This window comes from Klebsiella pneumoniae, from assembly GCF_000742135.1.
Taxonomy (GTDB): Bacteria; Pseudomonadota; Gammaproteobacteria; order Enterobacterales; family Enterobacteriaceae; genus Klebsiella; species Klebsiella pneumoniae.
Window position 1 is genome coordinate 2620097 of sequence record NZ_KN046818.1, and the last position, 26459, is coordinate 2646555.

The following is a 26459-nucleotide window of genomic DNA, read 5'->3' on the forward strand; positions in this document are numbered from 1 at the left end:
GCTTTATGAATCACGCCTGAAGGGAAAGCTGCACGTTATCAGCAAGCGTTACACTCAGCGCATTGAGCGACATAACCTGAATCTGAGACAACATCTGGCAAGGCTGGGACGGAAGTCACTGTCGTTCTCAAAATCGGTGGAGCTGCATGACAAGGTCATCGGGCATTATCTGAACATAAAACACTATCAGTAAGTTGGAGTCATTACCAATGGCGGCAGCCGTTGCAGGCACGCCATTTTCACGGATGCCAAATGCGTAACTTTGCAACCCGGATTCCACGCGGGCAACGTCTGCCAGTGTCACCCGGGCGGCTGAGACCTGTGATTTAATCGTGATATTGCGAAATTCTTCAACCGAAGAGAGCTGCCCTTTTACCGTTATTGGATAGGTCACCTCTTGACTGCTCGTCGCGGGTTCATCTCCGGTTCTGCCCGGTGAAACAATCACGTTTTGTTGACTGATGGCGCTTAATACATCCGTAACAGAGAGCCCATAGCTGTGTAATTTCATCGGGTCCAGCCATATGCGGAGTGCCTTTTCTCCGCCAAAAAGCTGGACTTTACCTACACCAGGTACGCGACGGAGTTCATCAGTAACATTCCTTGCAAAATAATCGCTTAAGTCAGCTTCCTGATAGGCTCCGCTTGGCGATTTTAACCCCACCATCATTAAAAAACCGGAATTAGCTGCCTCAACATTTATCCCATTCTGTCTTACCGACTGCGGCAGGCGAGATTCCACAATTTTAATTTGGTTTTGCAGATCCATCTGGGCGAGTTTGATGTCGGTGCCGGGTTTGAAAGTTACCGTAATTGACGCCATCCCTGTCGTGTCACTGGAAGATTCAAAATAGAGTAAATTGTCAACACTCGAAATTTCACGCTCGATCAGAGACACGACGGATGTGTTCATCACTTCCGGGCTAGCTCCAGGGTAACTCACTGAAATGATAATACCGGGTGGCGCAACTTCAGGGTATTGCGCAACCGGTAAACGAGGTATGGACAACAGTCCCGTCAGAACAATAAACAGGGCAATAACCCATGCGAAGATGGGGCGCTCAATGAAAAAGTGCGGCATCAGGTGTACTTCCAGTCAACATACAAAGGGTAAAAGTTCAGCATGGTTTTCCTGATAAAGAGGTCTCATCGTCAGTCGAAACCCGTTTACCGATATCCCTGAGCTGGGAAAATTTCTCAAGAAGTTGTGGTGCGTCATCAAGGCTTGTTGCAAACATCCACATATAGGTCATGACGGAATAAATATGTCCGGCATTAATTCCGGATTCCATGCTCATCCTGATAATGGTCATGGAAAAGAGAGCAGAAACCAGAAGGCCTATTGATAAATATCCCCATGCCTCTCTGTCGGATAACACCACGCGCAGACGAGCAAGTGTGTCATAATGTCGCTTAAGAGCACCAAAAGACGCCTTATTAACATAATCGACCTCTTTCTCAAGGCGATTATTCAGCCGTCTGTAGAATGTCTCATTTTTGCTGGCATAGCTTGAGACAAAACACATCAGTATTGCCACGATGATCAAACAGGCTATACCTGTCCAGAATTCAATCCATAACAGCATAATTGCTGCGCCGAAAAGGGAAATGATCGAGGTGATCAATACGGGAAGGTGCAACTCGAAGAAATCTACAAATTCACGCGACAGAGTAACTCTCGCAGCAATAGTCGAGTGATTAAGTAAATATTTTCGCTGGGATAATACTACAGTCACAGCAAGACTTGCGTAGATACGTGCAAACGTTCGCGTATCGACACTACGTCTGGCGGCTCCCATGCACCACATGAACAGAACCATCAGGCCATAAAGGGCCGCATGTGACGTCTGTCCGCCCAGGATGGCATTTATCGCCATGCCCGCCAGAACGGGGTAGAGCAGGAATGCAACGTTTTCAGCAATAACCAGCATGAAAGTAATGCACAATTTCTTTCTGTGCCGCCAGGCAAGTCTCTTAAGTGAGATAGCAACCCCGGGGGCCATAGGTTTGTCGTTGCCTTTATAAATCATGATAAATTATATTAAACATCTGTGTGTAAAGGGTTCTGCAGTTGGTTTATTATGTCAGCTAAGTGAAACGAGACAGCAGAACAGAGCAGTCATAAATCCATGTGCTAAGTGTAACGTGATGATGTCAATCGTGAATGGATGTTTTATGGAGGATATGTGTACTCACTCCTGAGGTTATGTATCATATTGACATTGCATAATATCAAACCATTCTTATACATAAACATAAAGGTAGTCCGCAAAAAAAAACCATTAAAAAAAATTCATAATAAAAAACAAAATCATAGATATCTGGAAAAGTATTCAAAAGCAGATGTAATACAATGATGGTGTGTATAAACAGTAAAACCAGACCGAATGTTATTGCAATGAAGTTTTTAAAAACTCCAGGTTTTTTCTGAATAATAAATGATAATGCTGTAATGATTATCAAAACACGAATCAGTAAAGATGAGGGTAATGTTGATTCTACTTTTTCATTAATTGAATGCACAAGGTAAAGCCAGGTAGATAGCAACCCATATGAAACGATGCAAAATAAAAGTGAGGCCATCAAATTCTCGCGCCGGAAAAAACATTTAGTCAGCACCATAAAACTCCTTAGACAAAGTACATATTGCATGCACCACTTAACCTGGTTGTAGATTATCACTTAGCGATGTTGATTAATTATTTATAAAATGTGTAGTGAATATGGAGAGTGAGTCTGGTAAAATTTTAAGAAAATTTCTTGATGAACTTTTCCAAAAAGTACCTGTCAAAAGACATCAAATTGAAAAATAATGTTTGTAATTGAGTTAAAGAGCTTTAAGCATGACGATAAAAGTGCTTTCAGGGTAAAATGCATGTTGTCATCAGCACTGTGGAAGAAAATATGAACAACAACAATCTGATTATCGTCGCAGAAGACGATGATGACATCGCTGCCATACTGACAGGCTATTTACGTAAGGCAGGTATGAAAACCTTAAGAGCCGAAGACGGTGAGCAGGCAATCAATCTTACCCGTCTGAACAAGCCTGATCTCCTGCTATTAGACATCCACCTGCCCGTGTACGATGGCTGGAATGTTCTCACCACGTTAAGAAAGGAAACGAATGTACCGGTCATCATGGTGACAGCACTGGATCAAGACGTTGATAAACTGATGGGGCTACGGCTCGGGGCTGACGACTATGTGATAAAACCCTTCAATCCATCTGAGGTTATTGCCCGGGTTGAAGCTGTGCTTCGCAGAACCAGACCGGTTGCAGAGTCTACACATTCACGGCCTTTAAGAACGCCTTTTTTAACGATTTATCCTGATGAGTTTTACGTTGAAATCACTGCACAAGGTGAGGTTTCCACGCCAGTATTAACCACCACTGAGTTTAAGCTTTTAACCTATTTGGCGAGAAACCCGAGAAAAGTCTGTTCACGTGAAGAGTTACTCGATGCGTGTTTACCTGAGGGAGACTCGCTGGATCGTACTGTAGACAGTCATATGAGTAAACTTCGGAAAAAGCTTGAACATGCCGGATTGAAGGGCATTCCGGAAAGCATCCGAGGATTAGGCTACCGGTTGGGTGACAAAAAATGAACAAAGAAACGATTCTGAGCCGTCAGATTTTGACATATATGTTGTTGTTAACGTTTGTTATTATTGCCATTGCAATACTCGGTTCCTACTTATTTTATAGTTTCCTGATTTATTACCTGCCGGGTGGAATGAACGAAGGTAGTGAAGATGCTATGACATTCCTTGACTGGATGTGGATTCTGATGGCGTCCATTACCAGTCTGGTCGTTGCACTTTTCTTTACCGTAAAGCTGTCTGCAAGAATATTCAACCCACTGAATGACGTTGCATACAGCCTGAAACAAATCTCTCAGGGAAACCTTAGTGCCAGAGCATTTAACAGCAGTTCTAAGTTGGGAGAGATGAATAGGCTCGTCAATGACTTTAATGAGATGGCTGAAAAGTTACAGACGCTGGATGCGCAGCGAAATTTATGGAATGCTGCAATTGCTCATGAACTCCGGACGCCGGTGACTATCTTACGTGGGAGGCTTCAGGGACTGGTTGACGGCGTTTTCGAACCAGAACCGTCGTTATTCAGAAACCTTCTTAAACAAACTGAAGGTCTGACCAACTTAATTGATGATCTCCGCGTCGTGAGTTCTTCAGGAGGCGCAGGGTACTCCTTGATGCTGAGTGAAGTCGATCTCAAGGCCACGATTTCAAATGCGCTTGATACCTTTTGGCCGGACTTTGATAAAAAGCATTTCAAAATTGTCACTGAGGTTAACCAGCAGTATTGCGTTTGCGATCCCTTACGCATTATTCAGTGCCTCACCGTTCTTTTTGACAACGCCTTAAAATATTCCACATCACAAACGCTGTTAATAAAGAATGGTATTACAGGAAACGATAATTTTATTATCGTTCAGGACCAAGGACCTGGAATTCCTGAAGAACTCCAGAAGTCCTTATTCCAGCCTTTTCAGCGAGGAGAATACGCCAAAAATATTAATCCAGAGGGCTGTGGTTTAGGGTTGTCGGTAGTTAAAGCCATTATGTGCGCCCACGGTGGAGACGTTAGCTATAGTTTAACACCAGAAAATGGCTCACTTTTCAAACTCTCATGGCCTGTTTAAGGGCATGAATACACAGGCTCGATCGAACCCGTTTTAGCAAGAGACAGATCCCACATACTGCCGAGTTTTGCGTCCCAAATTGATGGGGTGATTTTAAGTTTGCCTCTTTTGGGGCTTAATGTTATTTCGCTGAAATAGATATCATCTCCTTTTAGCATAAGATCGACGCGGCAGTAGTCTATTTCTTTTGCTAAGTCCTGGGCGGCAATAACGGATTTATGAAATGATTCTGGTTCATCAACCGGCAATGGCGTGTTTGGGTATTCCATCTGAAAGGGTTGTAAATTCCACGCTCTGTCATAAACGTTAATGAATTCGTTTCCATCGCTGTCAGTAAAGTCGGCCTCGATAAAACATGCCACACCGTGAAAGCAATGTATTCTTATCATTTCCGGAGTTATATTCCGGTGTTTACTGGAAAATAGATCCAGATACATTTCGCATAGGATCACGGGTGGTATGTTTTTATACTGCCATTCTCGGGTCGTATAATACATATTCTTTTTAAGAGATAGTTTTAATTTGCTTTTAACCTTAGCGGGATCAATATTCGTTTTATCCGTGCATATGACCGCGCTACCACTATCATGATTGCATTTCAAAACAAACTTTGAGGGAAGTTTGTCGAAATCAATATCATCAACTCTATTATAAACACCTACTAAAGGAATAAGCTTAATTAAATTAGTCCGTTTCTCAACATACTGCCTGACCAGAAGTTTATCAGCAAGCAATGTATAAAATGGGTTGTGGATAAATAAAATGCGATGGCAAATTTTCTCATTAAGCGTTACAGGGTTGAGTAAATCCGGATATGTGCCAGATATTTCTCTTAACCTGTCTGCATGAAATGAAATGTCATTAGTCAAAATTGTTCTGCATTTTCTCAACAAATATTCAATGTATTTGATTTGATAGTTTATTTTGTTCATAACGCCTCCGGTTCAGAAAGGAAATTCTGACAGAGGTTTGTTGATTTATTTTTTGCAAATTATGGAGAGTATATGGACCGACTTGCTTCTTTATTAACAGAAATTAATCCGGACCATTGTCCGCGCCTTGCACGAATCGGAAAAGTTAACTGCACTGAAGATCCGCTCTGAACGAAGAGCGGATCTTCAGTGCAAAAGAACAGCAAGGCCCGCCTTTATTATTAATAATGCCTTATCTACAACTGCTGAGTTACCCAGCTACCATTTTCAGCGAAAAATACCGTCGCATCGGCTCCATTGCCCAGGGATATTTGAGGAGGTATGTGGCCAATATCAACATCATACAGTACGGGCACGGCAATATTCTCAAAAGCGGCTTTAAGGGCATCCAGATAATTATGTTTAGTCGGGTCGCTTACGTCGGGTGCAGCACTTCTGCCGATAAGAACACCATTTAAGTTATCAAACCAACCCTGTAATCGTAAGCTAAATAATGCGCGTGTTAATTCACAGGGAGCCATTTCCACATTTTCAAAATAGAGGATTATTCCTTGAGGGCTATTGCTCGCCTTGAACAAGGGCACATTCCCGAATGGTGTACCTGCTAACCTGGATATTATTTCGTGGCAGCCGCCGATCAGTTTCCCGCTAAATGTCAGAGAAGATGTAACACCATCAAGGCGTTTCCACTGTGTTTTTTGGGTCAGATTGAAACCTCCGTCTGACGCTGTTCCCCATTGATTTTCATCCGCTTGAAATGCTGTTGAAGAGTACTGTTTGATTACAGTTCCCCGATTCGATTCCAGAATTTCCCATACGGCCTGAGTGGTGGCATCTAACTTTTGAGCGCCAAGATCCATGAGGTTTGGCCCATGCAAAGTAGCCCAGCCCGATATCATCGTCAGTGGGAAATGAAGTGTACTCAGATCTGAAAAGCCCACAAACCATTTTGGTTTAGACCGGGACAACAGATCAAAATCAATCAAATCAAGCAATTCCATCGCCAGATCACCGCCCCAAGGTGGCATAACAGCTTTTATATCTGGGTCAGTAAGATAAGACATTAATTCTTCAACGCGGGAAAATTTAGTGGCGCTTTTATTTTTGTGCTGCGAGCGTAAGCAGCGTCCTTCGCGGACCTGGTAACCTCTTTTCTTTAGGTTTTTTATGGCGAGTTCCAGTCTGGGATGCAGATGTTCAGGTACGCCAGCAGAGGGAGCGGTTACACCAATAACATCTCCTGGAGCCAGCCTGGGTGGAAAGAGGACACTCATGGATAGATCCTTTTCAGAACATATAGAATTCCATAGCACCACGAAGCGGGAGCACAGAGTACGCTGAAGTCACGCGTGAGAAACGCTTTCCCGGGCTGAGAACCAGGAAACCGATAATAGTCTCCACCACCGCCGGCAAGAAATCAGGCTCCGTGCCCAATATGTTGCCGGGTGGCGGCTGGCGCCTTACCCAGTCTACAAAGGCTACCCGCGATTTGGCGCTCAATTCGCGCCCTTCGTAGGCCCGCGCAAGCGTAGCGCCGCCGGGCAAGGACAGCGGGCACGGAGCCGATTTTGTGCCGGGTGGCGGCTGCGCCTGACCCGGCCTACAAAACCAGGGCTGACCGTACCGCCCTCGCGGCAGACCCCACGTTCAGCGCCGCCGGGCAGTTATTGCGCCTGCTGCTGCGCCTGCGCCAGCTGGCGGACGATCGCCTCGCGCCGCGCATCCCCTTCCGGTAGCCGGGCCAGCAACGCCTGCAGGGCCGCCACGGCCTCGGGGTAATCTTCATTGCGCACCGCGCTCAGGGCCAGCATCTCCAGCACCGGCGGGCTGTTCGGCTGCCGCTGATGCAGGTCACGCAGCAGCAGCTCGCCCATCCGAACCTGACCGCTATCTCCCGCCCGCACCAGCGCGCTGGCGTAATCGAAAGCCGCCGCCGGGTCGTCCGCCGCCAGAGCATGCGCCCGGCCAAAGGCGCCGATCGCCGTCTCGCCATCGTTTAACAACAGGCCCAGCCGCCCAAGCAGCTGCCAGCCGGCGAGGTCGTTCGGAGTATCCTGCAGGTGGCTGCGCAGGCCAAGCCGCAGCTCCGCCAGCTCATCCATTCGCAGCGGCGCCGCCGTCGGGTCCTTAACCTGCTGCAACAGCGCAGGAAAATGTCGTTCAGCCTGCTGCCAGAGCAGCACCTGACCAATATCGCTGGTTTTCAGATACAGGCCCAGACTCAGGACCACCAGCAGCAGCGCGCCCGGAAGCAGCGCCCAGCGGCGTAGCGGCCGTTCGCCAGACTGTGCCTGGGGCGGAATATCCGTCAGCAGCGTGCGCTGCAGCTCGACGACCAGCGCCGGGTTGTCCTCGCCGCGCTCCTGCGCCAGCTCCTGCAGGCGCGACTGGTACAGGGCGCGGTTGAGGGCATCGCGGTCTACCGCCACTTTGCCCGACCACGGGAAGTACAGCAGCCCCAGCGCGCCAGCCAGCAGCAGCGCGACGATAACCACCAACAGGCTCATCGTTCTTTTCCTTCTTTCAATAATGCCGCCAGCCGCTGGCGCTCTTCGGCGGTGAGCGCCGCGTCAGGAATGTCGCGACGGCGGGCGCGGGCGATAATCACTCCCGCGCCCGCCAGCACGAACAACCCCGGTCCCAGCCACAGCAGCACCGTGCCCGCGGTCAGCGGCGGCTCATAGCTGACAAAATGACCGTAGCGGGCCACCATATAGTCAACGATCTGCCCTTTCGTTTTACCCTGCTGCATCAGCTCGTACACCTTCTGCCGCATATCAGCGGCAATCATCGCGTTTGAGTCGGCGATGCTGTTGTTCTGGCATTTAGGGCAGCGTAGTTGGGAGGTGATCTCGCGGAAGGCCTGCTCCTGGGCCTCATCCTTAAACTGCCAAGTATCGATGGCGGCCCACGCCTGGCCGGTCAGCATCAGCGCCAGCAGGATGACCATTACCCCTCTCATCAACCCGCCCTCCGGTTGTATTGATCCCACAGCGGCTGGAGCTCCTCGCGCCACACCCGTTCGTTCAGGTCGCCGGCGTGCCGCCAGCGGATAATGCCCTGACCGTCGATGAGAAACGTCTCCGGCGCGCCATAGACCCCGAGATCCAGGCCAAGCATGCCGTTGCCGTCGTAGAGGCTCAGCCTGTAGGGATTACCCAGGCGCTGCAGCCAGCTCATCGCCTTCTGGCGATCGTCTTTGTAGTTCATCCCCACCACCCGCACGCCCTGCTGCGCCAGGCCGTTGAGAAACTGATGCTCGGCGCGACAGGTTGGACACCAGGTGGCCCAGACGTTGAGCAGCAGCGGCTTGCCGTCAATCAGCGTCCGTCGGTCCAGCGTCTGACCGGGGGTATTCAGCGCTTCAAGGCGAAATTCCGGCAGCGGTTTGCCAATCAGCGCCGACTCGAGGGTCGTCGGGTCATCGCCCTCGGCGTTGCGCATCAGTTGCCAGAACAGCGCGGCGGCCAGCGCCAGAAACAGCACCAGCGGGATAAACAGTAGCTTCCGGTTCATGAGGCCTCCTGCAGCTTCTTACGCATCCGGTAGCGCGGATCGAGCATGCAGCACAGACCGCCGAGGGCCATCAGCACCCCGCCGTACCAGATCCAGCGAACGAACGGTTTATAGTACAGACGCACCGCCCAGCTGCCGTCGCTCAGCTCTTCCCCCAGCGCGGCGTACAGATCGCGGGTCAGCCCGCCGCTGATCGCCGCCTCGGTCATCATCATCCGGCTGGCGGTGTAAAAGCGTTTCTCGGCATACAGCGTCGCTTCCGGGCGGCCGTTGCGGGTCACGGCGATAATGCCTTCGCCGCCGGTCCAGTTGGGGCCGACGATATTGCGCACGCCGTTAAACACAAAGTGATAGCGGTAGATATCGATGCTGTCGCCGGGGCGCATCCGTACATCGCGCTCCACGCTGTAGTTCTGGCTGAAGGTGATGCCGATAACGGTCACCGCCACGCCGACGTGACCGAGCACCATCCCCCACTGGCTGCGGGTCAGCGTGCGCAGGCCGCGCCAGAAGCCGTGGCGATGGGTGGCCCGTTCGTGAACCTCCATCAGGGCGAAGATCAGCACCCACAGGGCCATCATCAGGCCTATGACCGCCATGGCGGTGATACGGTCCTGCAGCAGCCACGGCAGCGCCAGAGAAAGTGACAACGTCACCAGCAGAGCGATAATCAGGCGCTTAATCTGCCTGGCGACGTCATCGCGCCGCCAGCGGATCAGCGGTCCCAGCCCCAGCAGCAGCGCAAACGGCGCCATCAGGGCGGTGAACATGGTGTTAAAGAACGGCTCGCCGATGGAGATGCTGCCGAGGCCCAGCTCTTTATGCACCAGCGGCAGCAGCGTCCCGAGGAGCACCACCAGCATCGCGGCCATCAGCAAGATATTGTTGCCAAGCAGGAACGACTCGCGCGACCACAGCGTATGTTCCACCCGCACCCGGCCGCCCTTCAGGGCGTACAGCAGCAGCGACCCGCCGATGGCGACAATCAGCAGTACCAGAATAAACAGCCCGCGCGACGGATCCGAGGCGAAGGCATGCACCGAAACCAGCACCCCGGAGCGCACCAGGAAGGTGCCCAGCAGGCACAGGGAGAAGGCGGCGATGGCCAGCAGCACCGTCCAGGCGCGGAAGCTGCCCCGCTTCTCGGTCACCGCCAGGGAGTGCAGCAGCGCGGTTCCCACCAGCCACGGCATAAACGAGGCGTTTTCCACCGGGTCCCAGAACCACCAGCCGCCCCAGCCCAGTTCGTAGTATGCCCACGCCGAGCCCAGCACGATGCCGAGAGTGAGGAACATCCATGCCGCCTGGGTCCAGGGACGCGACCAGCGCGCCCAGGCAGTATCCAGCCGGCCCGCCAGCAGCGAGGCGATGGCGAAGGCGAAGGCCACCGAGAAGCCGACATAACCCATATAGAGGATCGGCGGATGGAAAATCATGCCGATATCCTGCAGCAGCGGATTGAGGTCGCGGCCATCAATGGGGTACTGCGGCAGGCCGCGGCTGAACGGATTGGAGGTGAAGAGGATAAACAGCAGGAAACCAAAGGCGATCATCCCCATCACCGCCAGCACCCGGGCGACGGCGTCGAGCGGCATCCGGCGGCTGAAGAGGGCGACGGCAAAGGTCCAGACGCTGAGCAGCAGAACCCACAGCAGCAGCGAACCCTCGTGCGCCCCCCAGGTCGCCGCCACCCGATACCACACCGGTAGCGCGCTGTTGGAGTTTTCCGCCACGTAGCGGACGGTAAAGTCATTGACCACAAAGGCGTGCACCAGCAGCAGGAAGGCGCCGCCGATACAGGCGAATAGCCCACAGGCCAGCGGCCGCGCCAGGGCCATCAGCCGCCGATCCTGCCGCGCCGCGCCCCACAGGGGATAGACGCTCAGGAGCAGCGCCAGCCCCGCCGCCAGACACAATAAAAAGTTGCCCAGCTCCGGCATCATGGCTGCGCCCCCGTTTTCTCCGGCGTCATGGCGTTTTTCACCTCCGGCGGCGTGTAATTTTCATCATGTTTGGCCAGCACCTGCTGGGCGGTAATATGCCGCTCGCCGTCCAGCACGCCCTGGGCCACCACGCCCTGCCCTTCACGAAACAGGTCCGGCAAAATGCCCTTATAGCTGACGTCCACCACCCCGCGGGCGTCATACAGCTTAAAGCGCACGTCGAGGGTTTGCGGGTCGCGCTGCAGGGAGCCCGGCTGAACGTAGCCCCCCACCCGCAGGCGCTGCCCGGTATGGGGTAGCGCCCGGGTTTCCGTTTTACCGTAGATAATTTCCCCCGGGGTGTAGAACAGATCGATATTGCTACTCAGGGCGTACAGCGTCAGGCTGACGGTTAGCCCGAGGCCGGCGAGCACCGCCAGCACGATATATAGCCGGGTTTTACGACGCGCTTGCATCCGCGGCCTCCTTGTCATGTTCGCGGGCGGCAGCGATCCGCCGCTCGCGCGCCTGCTGGCGTCGCACCTCATGGAACAGCGCCCGCCGCGCCCACAGGGTATGCACCGTCAGCAGGCCAAAGGCGGCGACGGTCACGGCCACCGCCAGCCAGACGTACACGGCATAGCCGCCCATATTCAGGAAGGCGGCGAAAGACGAAAAGGCGGGGCTCATCGGGCGGCTCCTTTATTCACCAGCGCCACCACCCACGGTCGACGGCGCTCCAGTTGCAGGATCAGGTTACGCAGGCGCATCAGGGTCAGGGTGACCGACAGCGTGAGGAAGGCAAAGATGCAGATCCGCAGCGGCAGACGCATGCTTGGGTCGATGGTTTGCTGCAGGTTGGTCGAGCCCTGGTGCAGGGTGTTCCACCAGTAGACCGAGTAATGAATGATGGGCAGATTGACCACCCCGACCAGCACGAGGATCCCCGCCGCGCGCCCGGCCAGCCGCCGGTCGTCAAAGGCGTGCCACAGGGCGATGACCCCGGCATACAGAAACAGCAGCACCAGCTCTGAGGTCAGGCGGGCGTCCCAGATCCACCAGGTCCCCCACATCGGCTTGCCCCATGCCGCGCCGCTGACCAGCGCCACCAGGGTGCAGACCGCCCCCACCGGCGCCAGGGCGGCGATCGCCAGATCGGCCATTTTGATCTGCCAGACCACCCCGACGAAGGCCGCGACGGCCATCGCCAGGTACAGCCCCATCGACCACATCGCCGCCGGGACGTGAAGGTACATGATCCGGTAGCTTTCCCCCTGCTGATAGTCCGCGGGGGCGAAGCCAAAGCCCCACCCCAGGCCGATGACCAGCAACAGCGCGCTCAACGCCGCCAGCCAGGGGATCCAGCATCCGCACAGGCGGTACAGCCGCTCGGGGATCGCCAGTTGATGTAACGCTTTCCACATAGACGCTTACTCACACGGTTATGATGGCCGCGCCCGCAGGCGCAGCGAGTTATCGCACGGTCAGCCGCAGCGCAGCGGCGGTGGCGAACGGACACAGGGTGGCGCTGGCGGTTAAGAACGCCGCCAGCATCGCCAGATAGCCGCTGACCGGGAGCCCGGCGGCCGCAGCCTGGCAGGCCGCGGTGGCGAAAATCAGCAGCGGCACCGCCAGCGGCAGCACCAGCAGGCTCAGCAGGACGCCGCCGCGCTTCAGGCCGACCGTCAGGCCAACCCCCACCGCGCCGAGAAAACTGAGCGTCGGGGTGCCGAGCAGCAAGGTCAGCGCCAGCACACCGGCGTCATGCAGACTCATCCCCAGCAGCAGCGCCGCCAGCGGCGAGACGATCAGCAGCGGCAGGCCGCTCATCATCCAGTGGGCAACCACCTTCACCAGCACCACCGCCACCAGCGGCGTCGGCAGGAGCATCAGTTGCTCCAGGGAACCGTCCTGCCAGTCGTCGCGAAACAACCGATCCATCACCAGCAGCGCCGCCAGCAGCGCGGCGACCCACACCACGCCCGGCGCAATCTGCGCCAGCAGCTGCGGCGCGGCGCCTACGCCGAACGGAAACAGGGTGATGACGATCAGAAAGAACCAGAGCGGATTGAGGATCTCCGCCCCGCTGCGCCACGCCAGGCGCAGTTCCCGGTCCAACAGCGCACGCATCATTGCCCGCCTCCAGCCTCGCCGCCGAGGCGCAGGGTGCGCAACGGACAGCCCAGCGGCCGCAGCGGCTGGTGGGTGGTGAGGATGGCGCATCCCCCCTGCCGGGCGTGCTGCTCCAGGCGACGGGTCAGGGTTTCCATCGCCGTGGCGTCGAGGGCGGTGAACGGCTCATCGAGGATCCACAGCGGCGCGTCGGTTAACCACAGGCGGGTGAGCGCCACCCGACGCTGCTGCCCGGCGGAGAGCTGGCTCAAGGGGAGGTCTTCATAGCCCGCCAGGCCGACGGCGGCGAGGGCGCTTTCCCGCTGCTGAAGGCGGCTGGCCGGAAAGAAGAAACGCAGGTTTTCATCGGCGGTCAGCGCCGCGTTAACGCCGGGTTTATGGCCCAGCCACAGCAGCTGACGGTGAAATGACTCCCGGACCTTCGCCAGCGGCTGGCCCTGCCAGCTCACCACCCCGCTTTCCGGGCGCGCCAGGCCGCAGAGGATCCGCAGCAGCGAGGTTTTCCCCGCGCCGTTATCACCGGCGATCTGCAGCAGCTCGCCGGCAGCGAGGGACAGCGTCAGCGCCGCAAACAGCGGTCGATCGTCAACGATGCAGGTCAGTCGCTCTGCATGCAGCATGAAGGCAAACTCCTTGATTCAGACAGTATTTTACGTCGTCGCTAAGTATGGGTTGCGCCGCGCGGGCGACGCAACCCTGACGGTTACTGTCCGGCCCCCGGCAGCTTCGAGATATCGGCGTTGCCTAACGCCTTCTCATCATGCGCCGCAGTCTCCTTACGCACCTTCGCCACATCGCTGGCGCTGACCGCCGGCGCGTTGTTGCCCCAGCTGGTGCGGATGAAATTGACCACATCCGCCACCTGCTGGTCGTCCAGGCGCCAGCCGAACGACGGCATGGTCAGGTTGGAGACCGCATCTTTCACCGCCGGCGTGGTGCTCCCGGTCAGAACGATGTGGATAAGCGAAGTGGCATCTTCCGTCTGTACCACCGGGTTGCCCTTCAGCGACGGGAAGGCGCGTTTATAGCCCGCGCCGTCGGTACGGTGGCAGGCGGCGCAGTTATCGACGTACAGCGCGGCGCCGGTTTTGCTGTCGTTACCCTTCCACAGATCTTTCGCCACGCTGTCTTCCACCGGGGCTGGGGTCTGTTTACCGCCGCGCGGCGGGAGCGATTTCAGGTAGCGGGCGATGGCGGTGATGTCGTCATCAGAGAGATACTGCAGACTATGCTCCACCACATCGCTCATGCCGCCGAAGACCACCGATTTATCGTTGCGTCCGGTTTTGAGGAACTCGGCCAGCTCGGCTTCGCTCCAGGTCCCCAGACCGTCGCGGTTTTCGCCGCGCAGGCTGGAGGCGACCCAGCCGTCAATCGGCGCATTGCTGCCCGCCAGGTAATCATCGCCTTCGCTTTCGCTGAGCGCTTTTTCCTGCATCGTCAGGCTACGCGGGGTATGACAGGCGCCGCAGTGGCCCAGGCCTTCCACCAGATAGCGGCCGCGCTCGAGCACCGGGTCAACCTGCGGGTTGGCGACAAAGTCGCTCGGCGTCGGGGCGAAGATGCCGCGCCAGAACGCCAGCGGCCAGCGCATCGACAGCGGCCATGGGATGTCGGTGTCCTTGTTGGCGACATTCACCGGCTCCACGCCGTGCATAAAGTAGGCGTACATGGCGCGCATGTCCGCTTCGCTGATCCGCGCGAACGAGGGATACGGCATCGCCGGATAGAGCGTGGAACCGTCTTTCCGCACGCCCTTGCGCACCGCGTCGTCGAACTCTTCGAAGGTGTACCCGCCGATGCCGTGTTCTTTATCCGGCGTGATATTGGTGGAGTAGATGGTGCCGATCGGCGTCTCCATCGGCAAACCGCCGGCGAAAGGTTTCCCTGCTTTGCCGTTGGTGTGGCAGGCGACACAGTCCCCCGCCCGCGCCAGATACTCCCCCTGCTTAATCAGATTGCTGTCCGCAGGCGCCTCTTCGGCAAAAGCCGCGCAGCTCAATGCCCCAAGCACCAGGGCCGATAACCATTGCATTTTCATCATCTGCCTTCCTTTATGCCTGCACCAGGGGACCCGGATTTTTCAGATACTGCTCACGGATCGCCTTCGCTGACCAGTAGGCCAGCGCGGCCACCGTGCCGGTTGGGTTGTAGCCCAGCCCCTGCGGGAACGCGGAGGCGCCGATGACGAAGACGTTATGCACGTCCCAGCTTTGCAGATAACGGTTAACGGCGCTGGTTTTCGGATCTTCCCCCATCACCGCCCCACCGTTCATATGGGTGGTCTGGTAGGTGGTGGTATCAAAGTGGCTGTTGGCGTTTTTTGGGCTGCCGAGGATATATTTCGGCTTCATCGCTTTGGCGATCGGCGCCATCTTATCGAACATAAACTGCGCCATCTTGATGTCGTTTTCCTGCCAGTCGAAGGTCATGCGCAGCAGCGGCTGGCCAAAGACGTTTTTGTAGTTCGGATCAAGATCGAGGTAGTTCTGCCGATAGGACTGGTGCGCGCCGTGGGCATCCATCGACAGGTGATGGGTGTAGGTATCGGCCACCGCCGCTTTCCACTTGCTGCCCCACGCCGGGGTGCCCGGCGGTACCGGGAAACCGGAGATGGGCTTGGTCCCGGCCTGGTTGACCCAGAATGGCGAACCGCCGACAAAGCCCGCCGCGCCGTGGTCGAAGTTGTCGGCGTTGAAGTCGTCGACGCCGACGCCGTTGCCGCCCGCGCCGATAAACGGGTTGGTATAGGTGTCTTTGTCGAAAATGGCCTTGATGGTGGTCATGTTCTGGTAGGCGAAGTTACGCCCTACCCCCCCTTCGCCGGTCTCCGGATTGTACGGTTTGCCGATCCCGGAGAGCAGCATCAGGTGCACGTTATGGAACTGGAAGGCGCCGATAATCACCAGGTCCGCCGGCTGTTCCATTTCGCGCCCCTGGCCGTCGACGTAGGTCACGCCGGTGGCGCGGGATTTGTCGTCGGTCAGGTTGACCTTCAGCACGTTGGCGTTAGTCCGCAGCTCAAAGCGTTTTTCCTGGCGCAGCGCCGGCAGAATGTTCACGTTCGGCGAGGCTTTAGAGTACATGTAGCAGGCGTAGCCGCTGCAGAAACCGCAGAAGTTGCACGGGCCCATCTGCGCGCCGTAGGGGTTGGTATAGGAGTCGGAGGTATTGGCCGACGGCAGGTTATAGGGGTGATACCCCACTTCCAGCGCCGCTTTTTCAAACAGCTGCGCCGACCAGGTGTTTTTCTGCGCCGGCAGCGGGAAGTCGTCCGAGCGGTCCGGGGCGAAGGCGTTGCCGCCGCGGCCTTTGCCGACCACCTTGCCTTTGATCGACCAGGCGGTCCCGGAAGTACCGAATACTTTTTCCGCTTTATCGAAGAATGGTTCCAGCTCGTCGTAGGTGACGCCGAAATCCTGGATGATCATATCCTGGGGGATGAAGTTTTTGCCGTAGCGTTCTTCATAGTGGCTGCGCATCCGCAGCTCAATGGGATCGACGCGGAAGTGGACGCCGGACCAGTGCAGCCCGGCGCCGCCCACGCCGGTACCCGGCAGGAAGGCCGCCAGCTGGCGATAGGGCACCGCCTGCTGGCTGGTGTTATGCCGGATGGTGACGGTGCTTTTCGACAGATCCTGGAACAGCTTGCGGCGGATGTTGTAGGTCAGCTCATCAATCACCTGCGGATAGGCGCCGTCCGGCCAGGTGTCGCGCATCGGGCCGCGCTCCAGCGCGACGACGTTGAGCCCCGCTTCGGTCAGCTCTTTGGCCATGATCGCCCCAACCCAGCCGAAGCCGACGATCGCGACATCGGTTTTTTTCAATACGGTGGCCATGATTACGCCCTCTCCCCATTAATTGATACCGGCGGGAAGGGGTAGCGTTCGCCCCGTTCAACCCAGTCCATAAAGTCGGCGCGCGCGCCGGGAAAATTAATCAGCGTCCAGCCGACCATGCCTTTATTGCCGCCATGGATCGGGTCGCTGAAGAACCCTTCGCGGGTGTTTTGCAGCAGATAGGTGAAGAACAGCGAGGCCGGCAGCTGTTTGAACTCGGCTTTACCCGATTCCCACAGGCCGAGCGCCTCGTCCTGCTGCTCGCTGCTCAGTTCAGCGAAGGTTTTATGATATTTGTCCTGACACCACGCCTCGGCGTCGGCGATCCCGAGGTTATAGATCTGTTTGGGCACCAGCGGCAGCTGATAACCCATCTCTTTCGGCACGTCGGGATTGAAGGGCCCCTGCATATACCAGATGGAGCCGGTGGCGTAAGGGGTATTGAGCTGGCGGTCGATAAACTCCGGGACGCCGGCCTCTTTGGCGCCGGGACCGAGTTCATCCGCCGGGATTAAGCGAGCGACGGCGGCGTTGATAAACGCCCACTCACGATCGTTGAAGAACTGCGGCTTCCAGTCGCTGGCCGTCGCGGTGTTCCCGGAGGCTGGCTCTGAAGCGGGGGCCGCCTGCGCGGTCGCGCTGGTGGCCACGCCAATAGCCCCTGCTCCCGCGCCGCCGATCACCACCGTCGGGATCAGCGCCATCGATTTAACCAGGAAATCACGCCTGGAATTGTTGGTTTTCTCGCTCGACATCATCACATTCCTGTCATTGAAAATTACTGTTTTTGTCGCTGACAAAACCAGTGAATGTCGTGCTGGAACCGATACCATTGCGCTTTTAAACCGCTTAGCGTCTGGCCCGGCCCGGCAAGTCGGATAAAACATCGCCAGAGGCGATATCATTTATAGGGTTATCGTTTGGATAGTAGACGATTCTCAACGAAACGCGGGAAATCGGAGAGAAATTCACCGGTCTGTCATCGTGAGAAGAGTGCTGCCATAACCTTGAGGCGGTAAACCAGCGGCATTCACACCGCGCTGAGCTTACCCATGCGCCAAAAAAGAGTGACTTGTATCACAAATGTTATTTTTTGTTTATGGTACATGGCAGATTAAACGTCTGTAAATACTCGTATTAGGAATAATTAAACATTTTGAGCTGTTAAAAAAGTTAATAACCGTTGTTAACTATCTTGTATCTATTGTCCGGCTAGCGCGTTCAGCTGGCGATATCCCGTCCACAGGAGAAGAGAAGATATGTTCGATCATGTGAAATTCGGCGTTAGCGACTATGCCGCCAGCAAAGCGTTCTTTTTGCAGGCCCTGGCCCCGCTTGGCGTAACGCTGGTCGGCGAAGGCGAACCGAGCTACGGCGCAGAGCTGGCCGGCAGCGGCGATGCTTCTCTATGCCTCTATCAAAGTGCGGAAAAACCGGCGCCGCTGCACATTGCCTTTCGCGCCGACAGCCGCGAGCAGGTCGATGCCTTCTGGCAGGCGGCGCTGGCCGCCGGAGGAAAGGACAACGGCGCGCCGGGGCTACGGCCAAACTACCACGCCAGTTACTACGCCGCGTTTGTGATTGCGCCAGACGGACACAATATTGAAGCCGTGTGCCATCTGGCGGGGTAACGGGCGGCTACCGCTGCGGAAAAATCCACACATCCTCCGCCGGGAGCGTCAGATGGCAGTGTTCGGCATCGCGCAGCGCCGTTCCGTAGGCGCGCAGCGGAAAGTCGTCGCCTTCGGTACGGAACAGGTACTCCCAGCGGTCGCCGAGGTACATGCTGGTCAGCAGCGGTAGCTGGAGGCTGTTATCCTGCGCTGCGCCGTCGAGTCGCAGGCGCTCGACGCGGATCACCGCCGTCGCCGGCTCGCCAACGCTAACCCCCTCGCCCGCTCGCCCCCACAGGCTCCAGCTGGCGCCTTCGATCCGCGCCCTGCCGTTCTCCAGCGCCATCACTTTGCCGTGCAGGCGGTTATTGCTGCCCATAAACTCAGCGGCGAACAGCGTCGCCGGGCTGCCGTACATCTCCTGCGGCGTCCCCTGTTGCTCAATGACGCCATTGTTCAGCAGCAGAATACGATCGGAGATGGCCATTGCTTCATTCTGATCGTGGGTGACCATCAGCGCCGACAGGCCCAGCTTAATGATCAGCTCGCGCAGAAACACCCGCGCCTCTTCGCGCAGCTTGGCGTCAAGGTTGGAGAGCGGTTCATCCAGCAGGATCACCGGCGGGTTGTAAACCAGCGCCCGACCGATGGCCACCCGCTGCTGCTGGCCACCGGAGAGCTGGTGCGGATGGCGGTTGCCAAGGTGCCCCAGCCCCAGCTGATCCAGCACACGCTGCACCCGCTCTTTTATCTCCCCGGCGGCCACTTTACGCAGCTTCAGCGGATAGGCCACATTGTCGAACACCGTTTTGTGCGGCCACAGGGCATAGGACTGGAACACCAGGCCGAGGTTACGCTCTTCGGCCGGGATCTCGCTGCGCGGCGTGCCGTCGTACACCGTGCGGTTGCCGATGGCGATCCGTCCGCTCGTCGGTTTTTCCAGCCCGGCCACCGCCCGCAGTAGCGTGGTTTTCCCGCTTCCCGAAGGCCCCAGCAACGACACCACCTCTCCCCGGCCAAGCGTCATGGAAACCCCCTTCAGCACCGGGTTGTCGCCATAGGTGAGATGCAGATTTTCTACCGATAACTCAATCATGTAATTTCACTCCAAAGCGCAGGGCGATACCCAGGCCAATCACCACCAGCAGAATATTGATAAAGGAGAGCGCCGCAACGATATCGATGGCCCCCGCCGCCCACAGCGACACCAGCATCGAGCCGATGGTTTCGGTACCCGGCGACAGCAGATAGACGCCGGTGGAATACTCGCGCTCAAAGATCAGGAACATCAGCAGCCAGGAGCCAATCAGCCCATAGCGCGACAGCGGAACGGTCACGTGGCGGGTGATCTGCCCCCGCGAGGCGCCGGTGCTACGCGCCGCCTCCTCCAGCTCCGGGCCCACCTGCAGCAGCGTCGAGGAGATGAGCCGCAGGCCGTAGGCCATCCACACCACGGTGTAGGCCAGCCAGACGCTGAAGATGGTGTTGCGCAGGGCGCGCAGCTGCACGATAAGGTGCTCCCGCAGCCAGTCGGCCACCGGCAGCGCCGAGAGCCAGCCGTGCTTCAGCGACTGATCGAGCCACATCGGCACAAACAGGAATACCCACAGGAAGGCCAGGCCGGCCAGCAGCCCCGGTACCGCGCGCGGGACCAGCACGCTGTAGTCGAGAAAGCGGGTGACGTTATCCGCTTTGCGGTGCATAGCGATGCCGACAAACAGATAGCAGATCACCGCCAGCGCGCCGCCGATGATGCCGATAGCCATGGAGTTGACGATCGCCCGCAGCAGGTTGGGCTGCTGCCAGATATTGTGGAACGTCGCCAGCGACAGCTCATCCCACAGCGACACGCCGACGCCCCAGTTGGAGATAAAAGCGCGCAGCGCCACGCCGAGCAGCGGTACGCCGATGGTCACCGTCAGCCAGGCCACCACCACCGCCCCGGCCACCCAGCGCCATTTGCCCAGCGGCAGCGCCCGCGCCTGGGACGCCTTGCCCTTCATGGTGACAAAGCGGTTGGCGGTGCGCATCAGCCTTCGCTGGAGCATCACCAGCGGGATGGTGATGCAGATCAGGACCACCGCCACCGCCGCCATCAGATGGTAGGAAGGGGTGCCGAGCTTGTTAGTCAGCTTGTAGAGATAGGTCGCCAGCACCATGTTGCCCTCGGGGTCGCCCAGCACCAGCATCAGACCGAAGACTTCCAGACCGAGAAAAAAGAGCAACACGCAGGCGTAAAGAATGGATGGCCGCACCATCGGCAGACTCACCGAGGTCATCACCTGCAGCGGCGTGGCGCCGACGGTGCGCGCCGCCTCTTCCACGTCGGAGCCGACGCTGCGCAGCGCCGAAGAGATATAGAGATAGGCATGCGGAACGTGAGTTAAGCCGGCGATGACCACAATGCTGAACATCGAGTAGATATTCCACGGCACAAAGCCGATCAGCTGCTGCGCCCACTGGGAAAAGAAGCCTACCGGCCCGGCGGCCACCACGTAGCCAAAGCCCAGCACCATCGGCGAGACGAAGATCGGCACCAGGATCAGCGGCTCAATGATCCGCCGGCCGGGTAAATCGGTGCGCACCATCAGAAACGCCAAAATACCGCCCAGCGGAATGGCGATAATCACCAGGCCAAAGGCCAGAATAAAACCTGACCTTAATGCCAGATAAAAATCCGGGTCGGTAAAAATAAAGGCGAAGGCTTCCAGACTCCACGATTTGGAGCGGGAAAAGAACGGTGCCGAAAGAAAACTCTGCACCACAATAAATAACAGTGGGACATAAATCACCAGCGCCGTGATGCACACCACCACGCCGCGCGGCAGCCCCTGCCACTTTCTGCGTAATACGTTCATGGTTCATCCCTTCGGTCAGGTGAATAAACCCGCCGGGTGTGAATAGGGGCATCGGCGATGCCCCAGGGGAGGATTATTTCGCGGCGGCGCTGCGCCATTGTTTAATAAACTGCAGACGTTTTTGCGGCTGTAAATAATCGAGCAGCGTTTCGTTGACCGGGATCGGTTTTAACGCTTTGCCCAGCAGCGCGGTCATGCCGTCGATATCATTTTTACCTGCAATATCGCGACGAATAGAGGGAATATCCGCCTGGCTGGCGAGGATCTGCTGGCCTTTTTCCGACAGGACATAATCCAGCCACAATTTCGCCGCATTGGGATGTTCGCTCTCCTGGCTAATAAACGAGACGCGGGAGAGCACCAGCACGTAATCTTTCGGATAGGCAATACCTAAAGAGGGATCGTTTTTCGCCCGCGCTTCGGCATAAGAGCCCAGAATGTTATAGCCGATCAGGTTTTCGCCAGAGGAGACGCGCTCCATCATCGTGCCGGTGGAAGACTGCACCGTCAGGCCGCCTTTGGCGATATTCGCCAGGTCGGCAAAATAGTTCGCGTCGGCCTGGCTGTCCTGTACCGCCAGCATAAAGCCGAGGCCCGATTTTTCGATATCGTAGGTGGTGACTTTGCCTTTAAATTTATCGGCCTGGCTGGCGATAAGTTTTGCCAGCGCGGTATGCGAATCCGGAACCTCATTCTGCGGGATCAGCCGTTTGTTATAGATAAACACCACCGGCTCATAGGTAGTGCCATAGGCTTTTTGCTGCCAGACCGCCCAGTCGGGTAATTGCTTCACCTCCGGCGAGGCATATTGTTCCGCGTATTCGGTGGCTAATTTCAGCGCGGTATCCATCGATGAGCTCCACACCACATCCCCGCTGCCGCCCCCGGCGGCCTGTTCGCTGATATAGCGGTTATACAGCTCGGTACTGTTCATGTCGTTATATTCGACTTTGACGCCCGGGTATTGCGCTTCAAATCCCTTAATTAACGGCCCGGCCGCTTTGGTATCGGTCGTGGAATAGACCACCACCTTGCCCTCTTTTACGGCGGCATCAATCGTTTTTTGATAATCCGCGGGATAGCCCGCAGGCACCTCCGCCCAGGCGGCACAGGCGAAAACGGCCGTCAGTGAAACCACTAAACCACTTATTTTCTTATACATGATACCAACCTTTAATCATCAATTAATAAACACAAATTTAACATATAGTGGTATCAGCTCCCCTTGCAACGACGGGGATGGCTTTTTTCTGGCTTTTGTGACACTGGCAGAATTTAAAAATGTGGTGTTTATGGCGTTAATTAAAACGCGATCCCGGCCCGGTTTTTTATCGTGTGTCGTATACGCAGGCGCTGGCGCAGCGGCATGTCGCCGGGAGACGCCGCCCTTGACCTTCTGCGCCGGGCGGCGCAGCATAAAACGGCAAACATAACAAAATAACAACAGACTACAGGAGAGAATCAGTGCCTACAGGACACCGCTTTCTGGCGACGGATCTGCATCAGTTTGTCGTCTCACTGTTTACCCATCTCGGCAGTACCCCAGGGGAAGCCACCCTCGTCGCGGACCATCTGATCGCCGCCAATCTTGCCGGGCATGACTCCCACGGCGTTGGGATGATCCCCAGCTACGTCAAATCCCACGCCGGTGGTTTTCTGCAGCTCAACCGCCACGCCACGGTGACCAAAGACGCCGGCGCCGTGGTCACCCTCGACGGCAACGCCGGCTTCGGCCAGGTGGTCGCCCACGAGGCGATGCAGTTAGGCATTGAAAAGGCGAAGCAGCACGGTATGGCGGCTATCGCCCTGCGCAACGCGCATCACGTCGGACGCATCGGCTACTGGGCCGAACAGTGCGCCGCCGCCGGGCTGATCTCCATTCACTTCGTCAGCGTCATCGGCGACCCGATGGTCGCCCCGTTCCGCGGGAAGGACAGCCGCTTCGGCACCAACCCGCTGTGCGTGGTGTTTCCCCGCGCGGGCCATCCGCCGCTGCTGCTGGACTACGCCACCAGCGCCATCGCCTTTGGTAAAACCCGCGTCGCTTGGCATAAAGGCGAAGCCGTGGCCCCCGGCTGCCTGATTGACGCCGAGGGTCGACCCACCACCGACCCGGCGGTGATGCAGACCTCGCCGCTGGGCGCCCTGCTCACCTTCGCCCAGCACAAAGGCTATGCCCTGGCGACGCTGTGCGAAGTGCTCGGCGGCGCGCTCTCCGGCGGGCAAACCACCCATCAGGAGAGCCTGCAGACCAGCGTCGACGCCATCTTTAACTGCATGACCACGGTGATCCTGCGCCCGGACGCGTTCGATGCCCCGGACAGCCAGGCACAGACGGAGGCCTTTATTGCATGGTGTAAGCAGTCGCCGCACGATGCCGATGCCCCGGTGCTGGCGCCCGGCGAATGGGAGGCCGCCAACCGCGAAGCGCGGCTGGCGCAGGGGATCCCACTGGATGCCGGCAGCTGGCAGGCTATCTGCGCCGCCGCGCGCGACGTCGGCCTGAGCGAATCGCACTTCGACCGCTGCCGCCCTCTCGCCTAGCCACGTGTTACCCCGCAGAGCGTCTGACGTCGGCGCTCTGCGTCATCGTCATTAGTGACGAGGTCATGCTCCCGTCATCAATCTCTTTTCATTTTTCAATACAGATCAAGAGTTTAAATTCTGGCACAAGACCTGCATAGCGCAACAGGCCTGCGTCTGCATCACCACCAGGCGATACCGCGATCGTTGCCCGTCGGGCCCGGCGCGACAGCGATCCTCAGTTCACTGTTAACAGGTCTGTTACTGATGAAAAAAATCACGAGCGTGTGCCCCTACTGCGGGGCGGGTTGCAAACTTAAACTGGTTGTCGACAACAATAAAATCATTCGCGCGGAGGCCGCCGACGGCGTCACCAACCAGAACCAGCTGTGCCTGAAAGGCTACTACGGCTGGGATTTTCTTAACGATACGCAGCTCCTGACGCCCCGTCTTAAACAACCGATGATCCGCTACCAGAAAGGCGGCGCCTTCACGCCGGTCAGCTGGCAGGAGGCGATTCGCTATACCGCCAGCAAGCTCAAGGAGATCAAAGAGAAGCATGGCCCGCGCGCCATCATGACCACCGGCTCCTCGCGCGGCACCGGCAACGAAACCAACTATGTGATGCAAAAGTTCGCCCGCGCGGTGCTGAACACCAATAACGTCGACTGCTGCGCCCGCGTCTGCCACGGCCCCTCCGTCGCCGGGCTACAGCAGGCGCTGGGCAACGGGGCGATGAGCAACTCGATTAGCGACATCGAAAACTCGAAGTGCCTGCTGGTTTTTGGCTACAACTGCGCCGACTCCCATCCCATCGTCGCCCGCCGGGTAATCAAGGCCCGGGACAACGGCGCCAAAATCATCGTCTGCGATCCGCGGCGCATTGAAACCGCGCGCATTGCCGATCGTCATCTGCAGCTCAACAACGGCAGCAACATGGCACTGGTAAATGCCTTCGGCTATGTGCTGCTGGAGGAGGAGCTGTACAACAAAACCTATGTCGAACGCTATACCGAAGGGCTGGATGCTTACCGCGAGGCGGTGAAGGATTACGCCCCGGAAGCGGTGGAAGGGATTGTCGGGGTCAGCGCGCGGGAAATCCGGGAGGCGATGCGCATGTTCGCCGCCGCCCCATCCGCCACCATTATGTGGGGCATGGGGGTCACCCAGTTTGGCCAGGCGGTGGACGTGGTGCGCGGCCTGGCAAGCCTGGCGCTGCTCACCGGCAACCTGGGACGGCCCAACGTCGGCGTGGGGCCGGTCCGCGGGCAAAACAACGTACAGGGCGCCTGCGATATGGGCGTGCTGCCGAACCTGTTCCCCGGCTATCAGGAGGTCACCGACCCCGCCGTGCGGGCGAAATTCGCCGCCGCCTGGGGCATCGACCCGGCGCTGATGGACGACCAGGTCGGCACCCGCATCACCGAGGTGCCGCATAAAGCGCTGACCGGCGAGATCAAAGCCTATTACATCATGGGCGAAGATCCGCTGCAGACCGAAGCCGACCTCGGCCTGGTGCGCAAAGGCATCGAGGCGCTGGACTTCGTGGTCGTGCAGGACATCTTCATGACCAAAACAGCGGAAATGGCCGATGTCCTGCTGCCGGCCACCTCCTGGGGCGAGCACGGCGGCGTCTTCACCTGCGCCGACCGCGGGTTCCAGCGGTTTGAACAGGCGATCCCTCCGGCGGGGAATGTGAAGCGCGACTGGGAGATCATTAGCCTGCTGGCCAGCGAAATGGGCTATCCGATGCACTATGAGAACAACCAGCAGATCTGGGACGAGATGCGCGAACTCTGCCCGCTGTTTTACGGCGTGACCTGGGAGAAAATGGGCGATATGGGCCATGTCCAGTGGCCGTGCCCAACCCTCGATCATCCCGGCACGCCGTGGCTGTATAAAGACAACCGCTTCGACACCCCCTCGGGTAAAGGGCAACTGTTCGCCACCGCCTGGCGCGCGCCGGCGGAGCGCCCGGATGACGAGTGGCCGCTGGTGCTGTGCACCGTGCGGGAAGTCGGACATTATTCCTGCCGCTCGATGACCGGCAACTGCGCCGCGCTGCAGTCGCTGGCCGACGAGCCGGGACGGGTGCAGATGAATCCCGCGGATGCGCAACGACTGGGGATCGCCGACAAACAGCTGGTGTGGGTCAGCTCCCGGCGCGGGAAGGTGATTTCCCGCGCCGACCTCAGCGATCGCATCAATCCGGGGGCGGTCTATATGACCTATCAGTGGTGGGTGGGCGCCTGCAATGAGCTGACCCAGGATAACCTCGATCCGATCTCCAAAACGCCGGAAACCAAATACTGTGCGGTGAAAGTGGAAGCGATTGCCGACCAGCAATGGGCGGAGCGCTATGCCTGGACGGCCTACAGCGACATGAAAGCGCGACTGAAAGCCGCTGCCGACGTCTGACCTCAGGGAGCGCAGCGCGCTCCCTCTGCCGCTGCCGG

25 protein-coding genes and 1 pseudogene are annotated in these 26459 nt (G+C 57.4%); 6 read left to right on the forward strand and 20 right to left on the reverse strand.

From position 1 onward, the window contains the following. Positions 1–193, forward strand: a 193-nt coding sequence (locus DR88_RS28155; protein WP_000718190.1) for an IS1 family transposase, incomplete at its 5' end; no start/stop codon positions are given. Positions 194–208: 15 nt separating this feature from the next. On the opposite strand, the pseudogene kexD reads toward DR88_RS28155, so the two are convergent. The 3 genes and pseudogenes from kexD to crrC all read right to left on the reverse strand — a co-directional run. After that, positions 209–1081, reverse strand: a pseudogene (gene kexD / locus DR88_RS13005) (multidrug efflux RND transporter permease subunit KexD); the annotation flags it as partial. 37 nt (positions 1082–1118) lie between these two features. After that, entirely contained in the window at positions 1119–2003 is an 885-nt protein-coding gene (locus tag DR88_RS13000; protein ID WP_032443899.1) for an ABC transporter six-transmembrane domain-containing protein, read from the reverse strand. A 229-nt stretch (positions 2004–2232) separates the two neighbouring features. Further along, on the reverse strand, positions 2233–2622 hold the full coding sequence (crrC, locus tag DR88_RS12995; protein WP_004184323.1) for a colistin resistant protein CrrC: 390 nt from the start codon (positions 2620–2622) through the stop codon (positions 2233–2235). A 282-nt stretch (positions 2623–2904) separates the two neighbouring features. On the opposite strand from crrC, the gene DR88_RS12990 reads away from it, so the two are divergent. Beyond that, positions 2905–3609 carry a response regulator gene (locus DR88_RS12990; RefSeq protein ID WP_004151175.1) on the forward strand — a complete coding sequence of 235 codons (705 nt, stop codon included), beginning with the start codon at positions 2905–2907 and terminating at the stop codon, positions 3607–3609. After that, the gene (gene ccrB, locus DR88_RS12985) at positions 3606–4667 is read left to right on the forward strand and encodes a HAMP domain-containing histidine kinase CrrB (protein WP_004148635.1); all 1062 of its coding nucleotides are present in this window, start codon (positions 3606–3608) and stop codon (positions 4665–4667) included. The genes DR88_RS12990 and ccrB overlap by 4 nt, the downstream gene beginning before the upstream one ends. On the opposite strand, the gene DR88_RS12980 is transcribed toward ccrB, so the two are convergent. From DR88_RS12980 to DR88_RS12915, 14 genes are all read right to left on the reverse strand, one after another. Then, positions 4664–5599 carry an ATP-grasp fold amidoligase family protein gene (locus DR88_RS12980; protein WP_004148636.1) on the reverse strand — a complete coding sequence of 312 codons (936 nt, stop codon included), beginning with the start codon at positions 5597–5599 and terminating at the stop codon, positions 4664–4666. The genes ccrB and DR88_RS12980 overlap by 4 nt on opposite strands. Positions 5600–5835: 236 nt before the next feature. Then, complete coding sequence (locus DR88_RS12975) at positions 5836–6873, reverse strand: S66 family peptidase (RefSeq protein WP_025862228.1); 1038 nt, start codon at positions 6871–6873, stop codon at positions 5836–5838. Between the two features lie 390 nt (positions 6874–7263). Beyond that, positions 7264–8106, reverse strand: a complete 843-nt coding sequence (gene ccmI / locus DR88_RS31310; protein WP_025862227.1) for a c-type cytochrome biogenesis protein CcmI — start codon at positions 8104–8106, stop codon at positions 7264–7266. Beyond that, on the reverse strand, positions 8103–8549 hold the full coding sequence (locus DR88_RS12965) for a cytochrome c-type biogenesis protein (RefSeq protein ID WP_072196948.1): 447 nt from the start codon (positions 8547–8549) through the stop codon (positions 8103–8105). Before DR88_RS12965 ends, ccmI begins: the two co-directional genes overlap by 4 nt. An 11-nt stretch (positions 8550–8560) precedes the next feature. Beyond that, positions 8561–9115: a DsbE family thiol:disulfide interchange protein gene (locus DR88_RS12960; RefSeq protein ID WP_004189556.1), complete on the reverse strand. Its 555-nt coding sequence runs from the start codon at positions 9113–9115 to the stop codon at positions 8561–8563. After that, positions 9112–11058, reverse strand: a complete 1947-nt coding sequence (locus DR88_RS12955) for a heme lyase CcmF/NrfE family subunit (RefSeq protein ID WP_032443900.1) — start codon at positions 11056–11058, stop codon at positions 9112–9114. Before DR88_RS12955 ends, DR88_RS12960 begins: the two co-directional genes overlap by 4 nt. Beyond that, positions 11055–11513, reverse strand: coding sequence for a cytochrome c maturation protein CcmE (gene ccmE / locus DR88_RS12950; protein ID WP_004143391.1), 459 nt, complete (start codon positions 11511–11513; stop codon positions 11055–11057). Before ccmE ends, DR88_RS12955 begins: the two co-directional genes overlap by 4 nt. Further along, positions 11497–11727 (reverse strand): heme exporter protein CcmD, encoded by a 231-nt coding sequence (gene ccmD, locus DR88_RS12945; protein WP_004143390.1) that lies wholly within the window; start codon positions 11725–11727, stop codon positions 11497–11499. Before ccmD ends, ccmE begins: the two co-directional genes overlap by 17 nt. Beyond that, the gene (locus DR88_RS12940) at positions 11724–12461 is read right to left on the reverse strand and encodes a heme ABC transporter permease (RefSeq protein ID WP_002908223.1); all 738 of its coding nucleotides are present in this window, start codon (positions 12459–12461) and stop codon (positions 11724–11726) included. Before DR88_RS12940 ends, ccmD begins: the two co-directional genes overlap by 4 nt. A gap of 49 nt (positions 12462–12510) precedes the next feature. Then, positions 12511–13170 (reverse strand): heme exporter protein CcmB, encoded by a 660-nt coding sequence (gene ccmB, locus DR88_RS12935; protein ID WP_032443901.1) that lies wholly within the window; start codon positions 13168–13170, stop codon positions 12511–12513. Then, entirely contained in the window at positions 13167–13790 is a 624-nt protein-coding gene (gene ccmA, locus DR88_RS12930) for a cytochrome c biogenesis heme-transporting ATPase CcmA (protein WP_004184335.1), read from the reverse strand. Before ccmA ends, ccmB begins: the two co-directional genes overlap by 4 nt. An 83-nt stretch (positions 13791–13873) precedes the next feature. Next, positions 13874–15214: a c-type cytochrome gene (locus DR88_RS12925; protein ID WP_004217197.1), complete on the reverse strand. Its 1341-nt coding sequence runs from the start codon at positions 15212–15214 to the stop codon at positions 13874–13876. Positions 15215–15224: 10 nt separating this feature from the next. Next, entirely contained in the window at positions 15225–17009 is a 1785-nt protein-coding gene (locus DR88_RS12920; RefSeq protein ID WP_025862225.1) for a GMC family oxidoreductase, read from the reverse strand. A gap of 2 nt (positions 17010–17011) precedes the next feature. Then, positions 17012–17767: a gluconate 2-dehydrogenase subunit 3 family protein gene (locus DR88_RS12915; RefSeq protein WP_004217200.1), complete on the reverse strand. Its 756-nt coding sequence runs from the start codon at positions 17765–17767 to the stop codon at positions 17012–17014. Positions 17768–18268: 501 nt separating this feature from the next. Here DR88_RS12915 and DR88_RS12910 point away from each other — a divergent pair. Continuing rightward, the gene (locus DR88_RS12910) at positions 18269–18640 is read left to right on the forward strand and encodes a VOC family protein (protein WP_002908289.1); all 372 of its coding nucleotides are present in this window, start codon (positions 18269–18271) and stop codon (positions 18638–18640) included. Between the two features lie 7 nt (positions 18641–18647). Here DR88_RS12910 and DR88_RS12905 read toward each other — a convergent pair whose 3' ends face one another. From DR88_RS12905 to DR88_RS12895, 3 genes are all read right to left on the reverse strand, one after another. Beyond that, on the reverse strand, positions 18648–19718 hold the full coding sequence (locus DR88_RS12905; RefSeq protein ID WP_002908292.1) for an ABC transporter ATP-binding protein: 1071 nt from the start codon (positions 19716–19718) through the stop codon (positions 18648–18650). After that, positions 19711–21480: an ABC transporter permease gene (locus tag DR88_RS12900; protein ID WP_002908294.1), complete on the reverse strand. Its 1770-nt coding sequence runs from the start codon at positions 21478–21480 to the stop codon at positions 19711–19713. The genes DR88_RS12905 and DR88_RS12900 overlap by 8 nt, the downstream gene beginning before the upstream one ends. Before the next feature lie 73 nt (positions 21481–21553). After that, entirely contained in the window at positions 21554–22642 is a 1089-nt protein-coding gene (locus tag DR88_RS12895; protein WP_004148645.1) for an ABC transporter substrate-binding protein, read from the reverse strand. Positions 22643–22944: 302 nt separating this feature from the next. On the opposite strand from DR88_RS12895, the gene DR88_RS12890 reads away from it, so the two are divergent. Together DR88_RS12890 and fdhF are read left to right on the forward strand one after the other, a co-directional pair. Then, on the forward strand, positions 22945–24024 hold the full coding sequence (locus DR88_RS12890) for a malate/lactate/ureidoglycolate dehydrogenase (RefSeq protein WP_004148647.1): 1080 nt from the start codon (positions 22945–22947) through the stop codon (positions 24022–24024). A 246-nt stretch (positions 24025–24270) separates the two neighbouring features. Further along, entirely contained in the window at positions 24271–26421 is a 2151-nt protein-coding gene (gene fdhF / locus DR88_RS12885) for a formate dehydrogenase subunit alpha (protein ID WP_032443902.1), read from the forward strand. The last annotated feature ends 38 nt before the right edge of the window (positions 26422–26459 follow it).

What these genes read in the sequence shown, in the direction of transcription:
- DR88_RS13000 (WP_032443899.1), bottom strand. Translation starts at nt 2,003, where the DNA reads ATGGCCCCCGGGGTTGCTATCTCACTTAAGAGACTTGCCTGGCGGCAC.
- fdhF (WP_032443902.1), top strand. Translation starts at nt 24,271, where the DNA reads ATGAAAAAAATCACGAGCGTGTGCCCCTACTGCGGGGCGGGTTGCAAA.
- ccmB (WP_032443901.1), bottom strand. Translation starts at nt 13,170, where the DNA reads ATGATGCGTGCGCTGTTGGACCGGGAACTGCGCCTGGCGTGGCGCAGC.
- ccrB (WP_004148635.1), top strand. Translation starts at nt 3,606, where the DNA reads ATGAACAAAGAAACGATTCTGAGCCGTCAGATTTTGACATATATGTTG.
- DR88_RS12960 (WP_004189556.1), bottom strand. Translation starts at nt 9,115, where the DNA reads ATGAACCGGAAGCTACTGTTTATCCCGCTGGTGCTGTTTCTGGCGCTG.
- DR88_RS12925 (WP_004217197.1), bottom strand. Translation starts at nt 15,214, where the DNA reads ATGATGAAAATGCAATGGTTATCGGCCCTGGTGCTTGGGGCATTGAGC.
- DR88_RS12895 (WP_004148645.1), bottom strand. Translation starts at nt 22,642, where the DNA reads ATGTATAAGAAAATAAGTGGTTTAGTGGTTTCACTGACGGCCGTTTTC.
- DR88_RS12910 (WP_002908289.1), top strand. Translation starts at nt 18,269, where the DNA reads ATGTTCGATCATGTGAAATTCGGCGTTAGCGACTATGCCGCCAGCAAA.
- DR88_RS12905 (WP_002908292.1), bottom strand. Translation starts at nt 19,718, where the DNA reads ATGATTGAGTTATCGGTAGAAAATCTGCATCTCACCTATGGCGACAAC.
- DR88_RS12975 (WP_025862228.1), bottom strand. Translation starts at nt 6,873, where the DNA reads ATGAGTGTCCTCTTTCCACCCAGGCTGGCTCCAGGAGATGTTATTGGT.
- DR88_RS12965 (WP_072196948.1), bottom strand. Translation starts at nt 8,549, where the DNA reads ATGGTCATCCTGCTGGCGCTGATGCTGACCGGCCAGGCGTGGGCCGCC.
- crrC (WP_004184323.1), bottom strand. Translation starts at nt 2,622, where the DNA reads ATGGTGCTGACTAAATGTTTTTTCCGGCGCGAGAATTTGATGGCCTCA.
- DR88_RS12900 (WP_002908294.1), bottom strand. Translation starts at nt 21,480, where the DNA reads ATGAACGTATTACGCAGAAAGTGGCAGGGGCTGCCGCGCGGCGTGGTG.
- ccmE (WP_004143391.1), bottom strand. Translation starts at nt 11,513, where the DNA reads ATGCAAGCGCGTCGTAAAACCCGGCTATATATCGTGCTGGCGGTGCTC.
- ccmD (WP_004143390.1), bottom strand. Translation starts at nt 11,727, where the DNA reads ATGAGCCCCGCCTTTTCGTCTTTCGCCGCCTTCCTGAATATGGGCGGC.
- DR88_RS12915 (WP_004217200.1), bottom strand. Translation starts at nt 17,767, where the DNA reads ATGATGTCGAGCGAGAAAACCAACAATTCCAGGCGTGATTTCCTGGTT.
- DR88_RS12990 (WP_004151175.1), top strand. Translation starts at nt 2,905, where the DNA reads ATGAACAACAACAATCTGATTATCGTCGCAGAAGACGATGATGACATC.
- DR88_RS12980 (WP_004148636.1), bottom strand. Translation starts at nt 5,599, where the DNA reads ATGAACAAAATAAACTATCAAATCAAATACATTGAATATTTGTTGAGA.
- DR88_RS12955 (WP_032443900.1), bottom strand. Translation starts at nt 11,058, where the DNA reads ATGATGCCGGAGCTGGGCAACTTTTTATTGTGTCTGGCGGCGGGGCTG.
- DR88_RS12940 (WP_002908223.1), bottom strand. Translation starts at nt 12,461, where the DNA reads ATGTGGAAAGCGTTACATCAACTGGCGATCCCCGAGCGGCTGTACCGC.
- DR88_RS12920 (WP_025862225.1), bottom strand. Translation starts at nt 17,009, where the DNA reads ATGGCCACCGTATTGAAAAAAACCGATGTCGCGATCGTCGGCTTCGGC.
- ccmA (WP_004184335.1), bottom strand. Translation starts at nt 13,790, where the DNA reads ATGCTGCATGCAGAGCGACTGACCTGCATCGTTGACGATCGACCGCTG.
- ccmI (WP_025862227.1), bottom strand. Translation starts at nt 8,106, where the DNA reads ATGAGCCTGTTGGTGGTTATCGTCGCGCTGCTGCTGGCTGGCGCGCTG.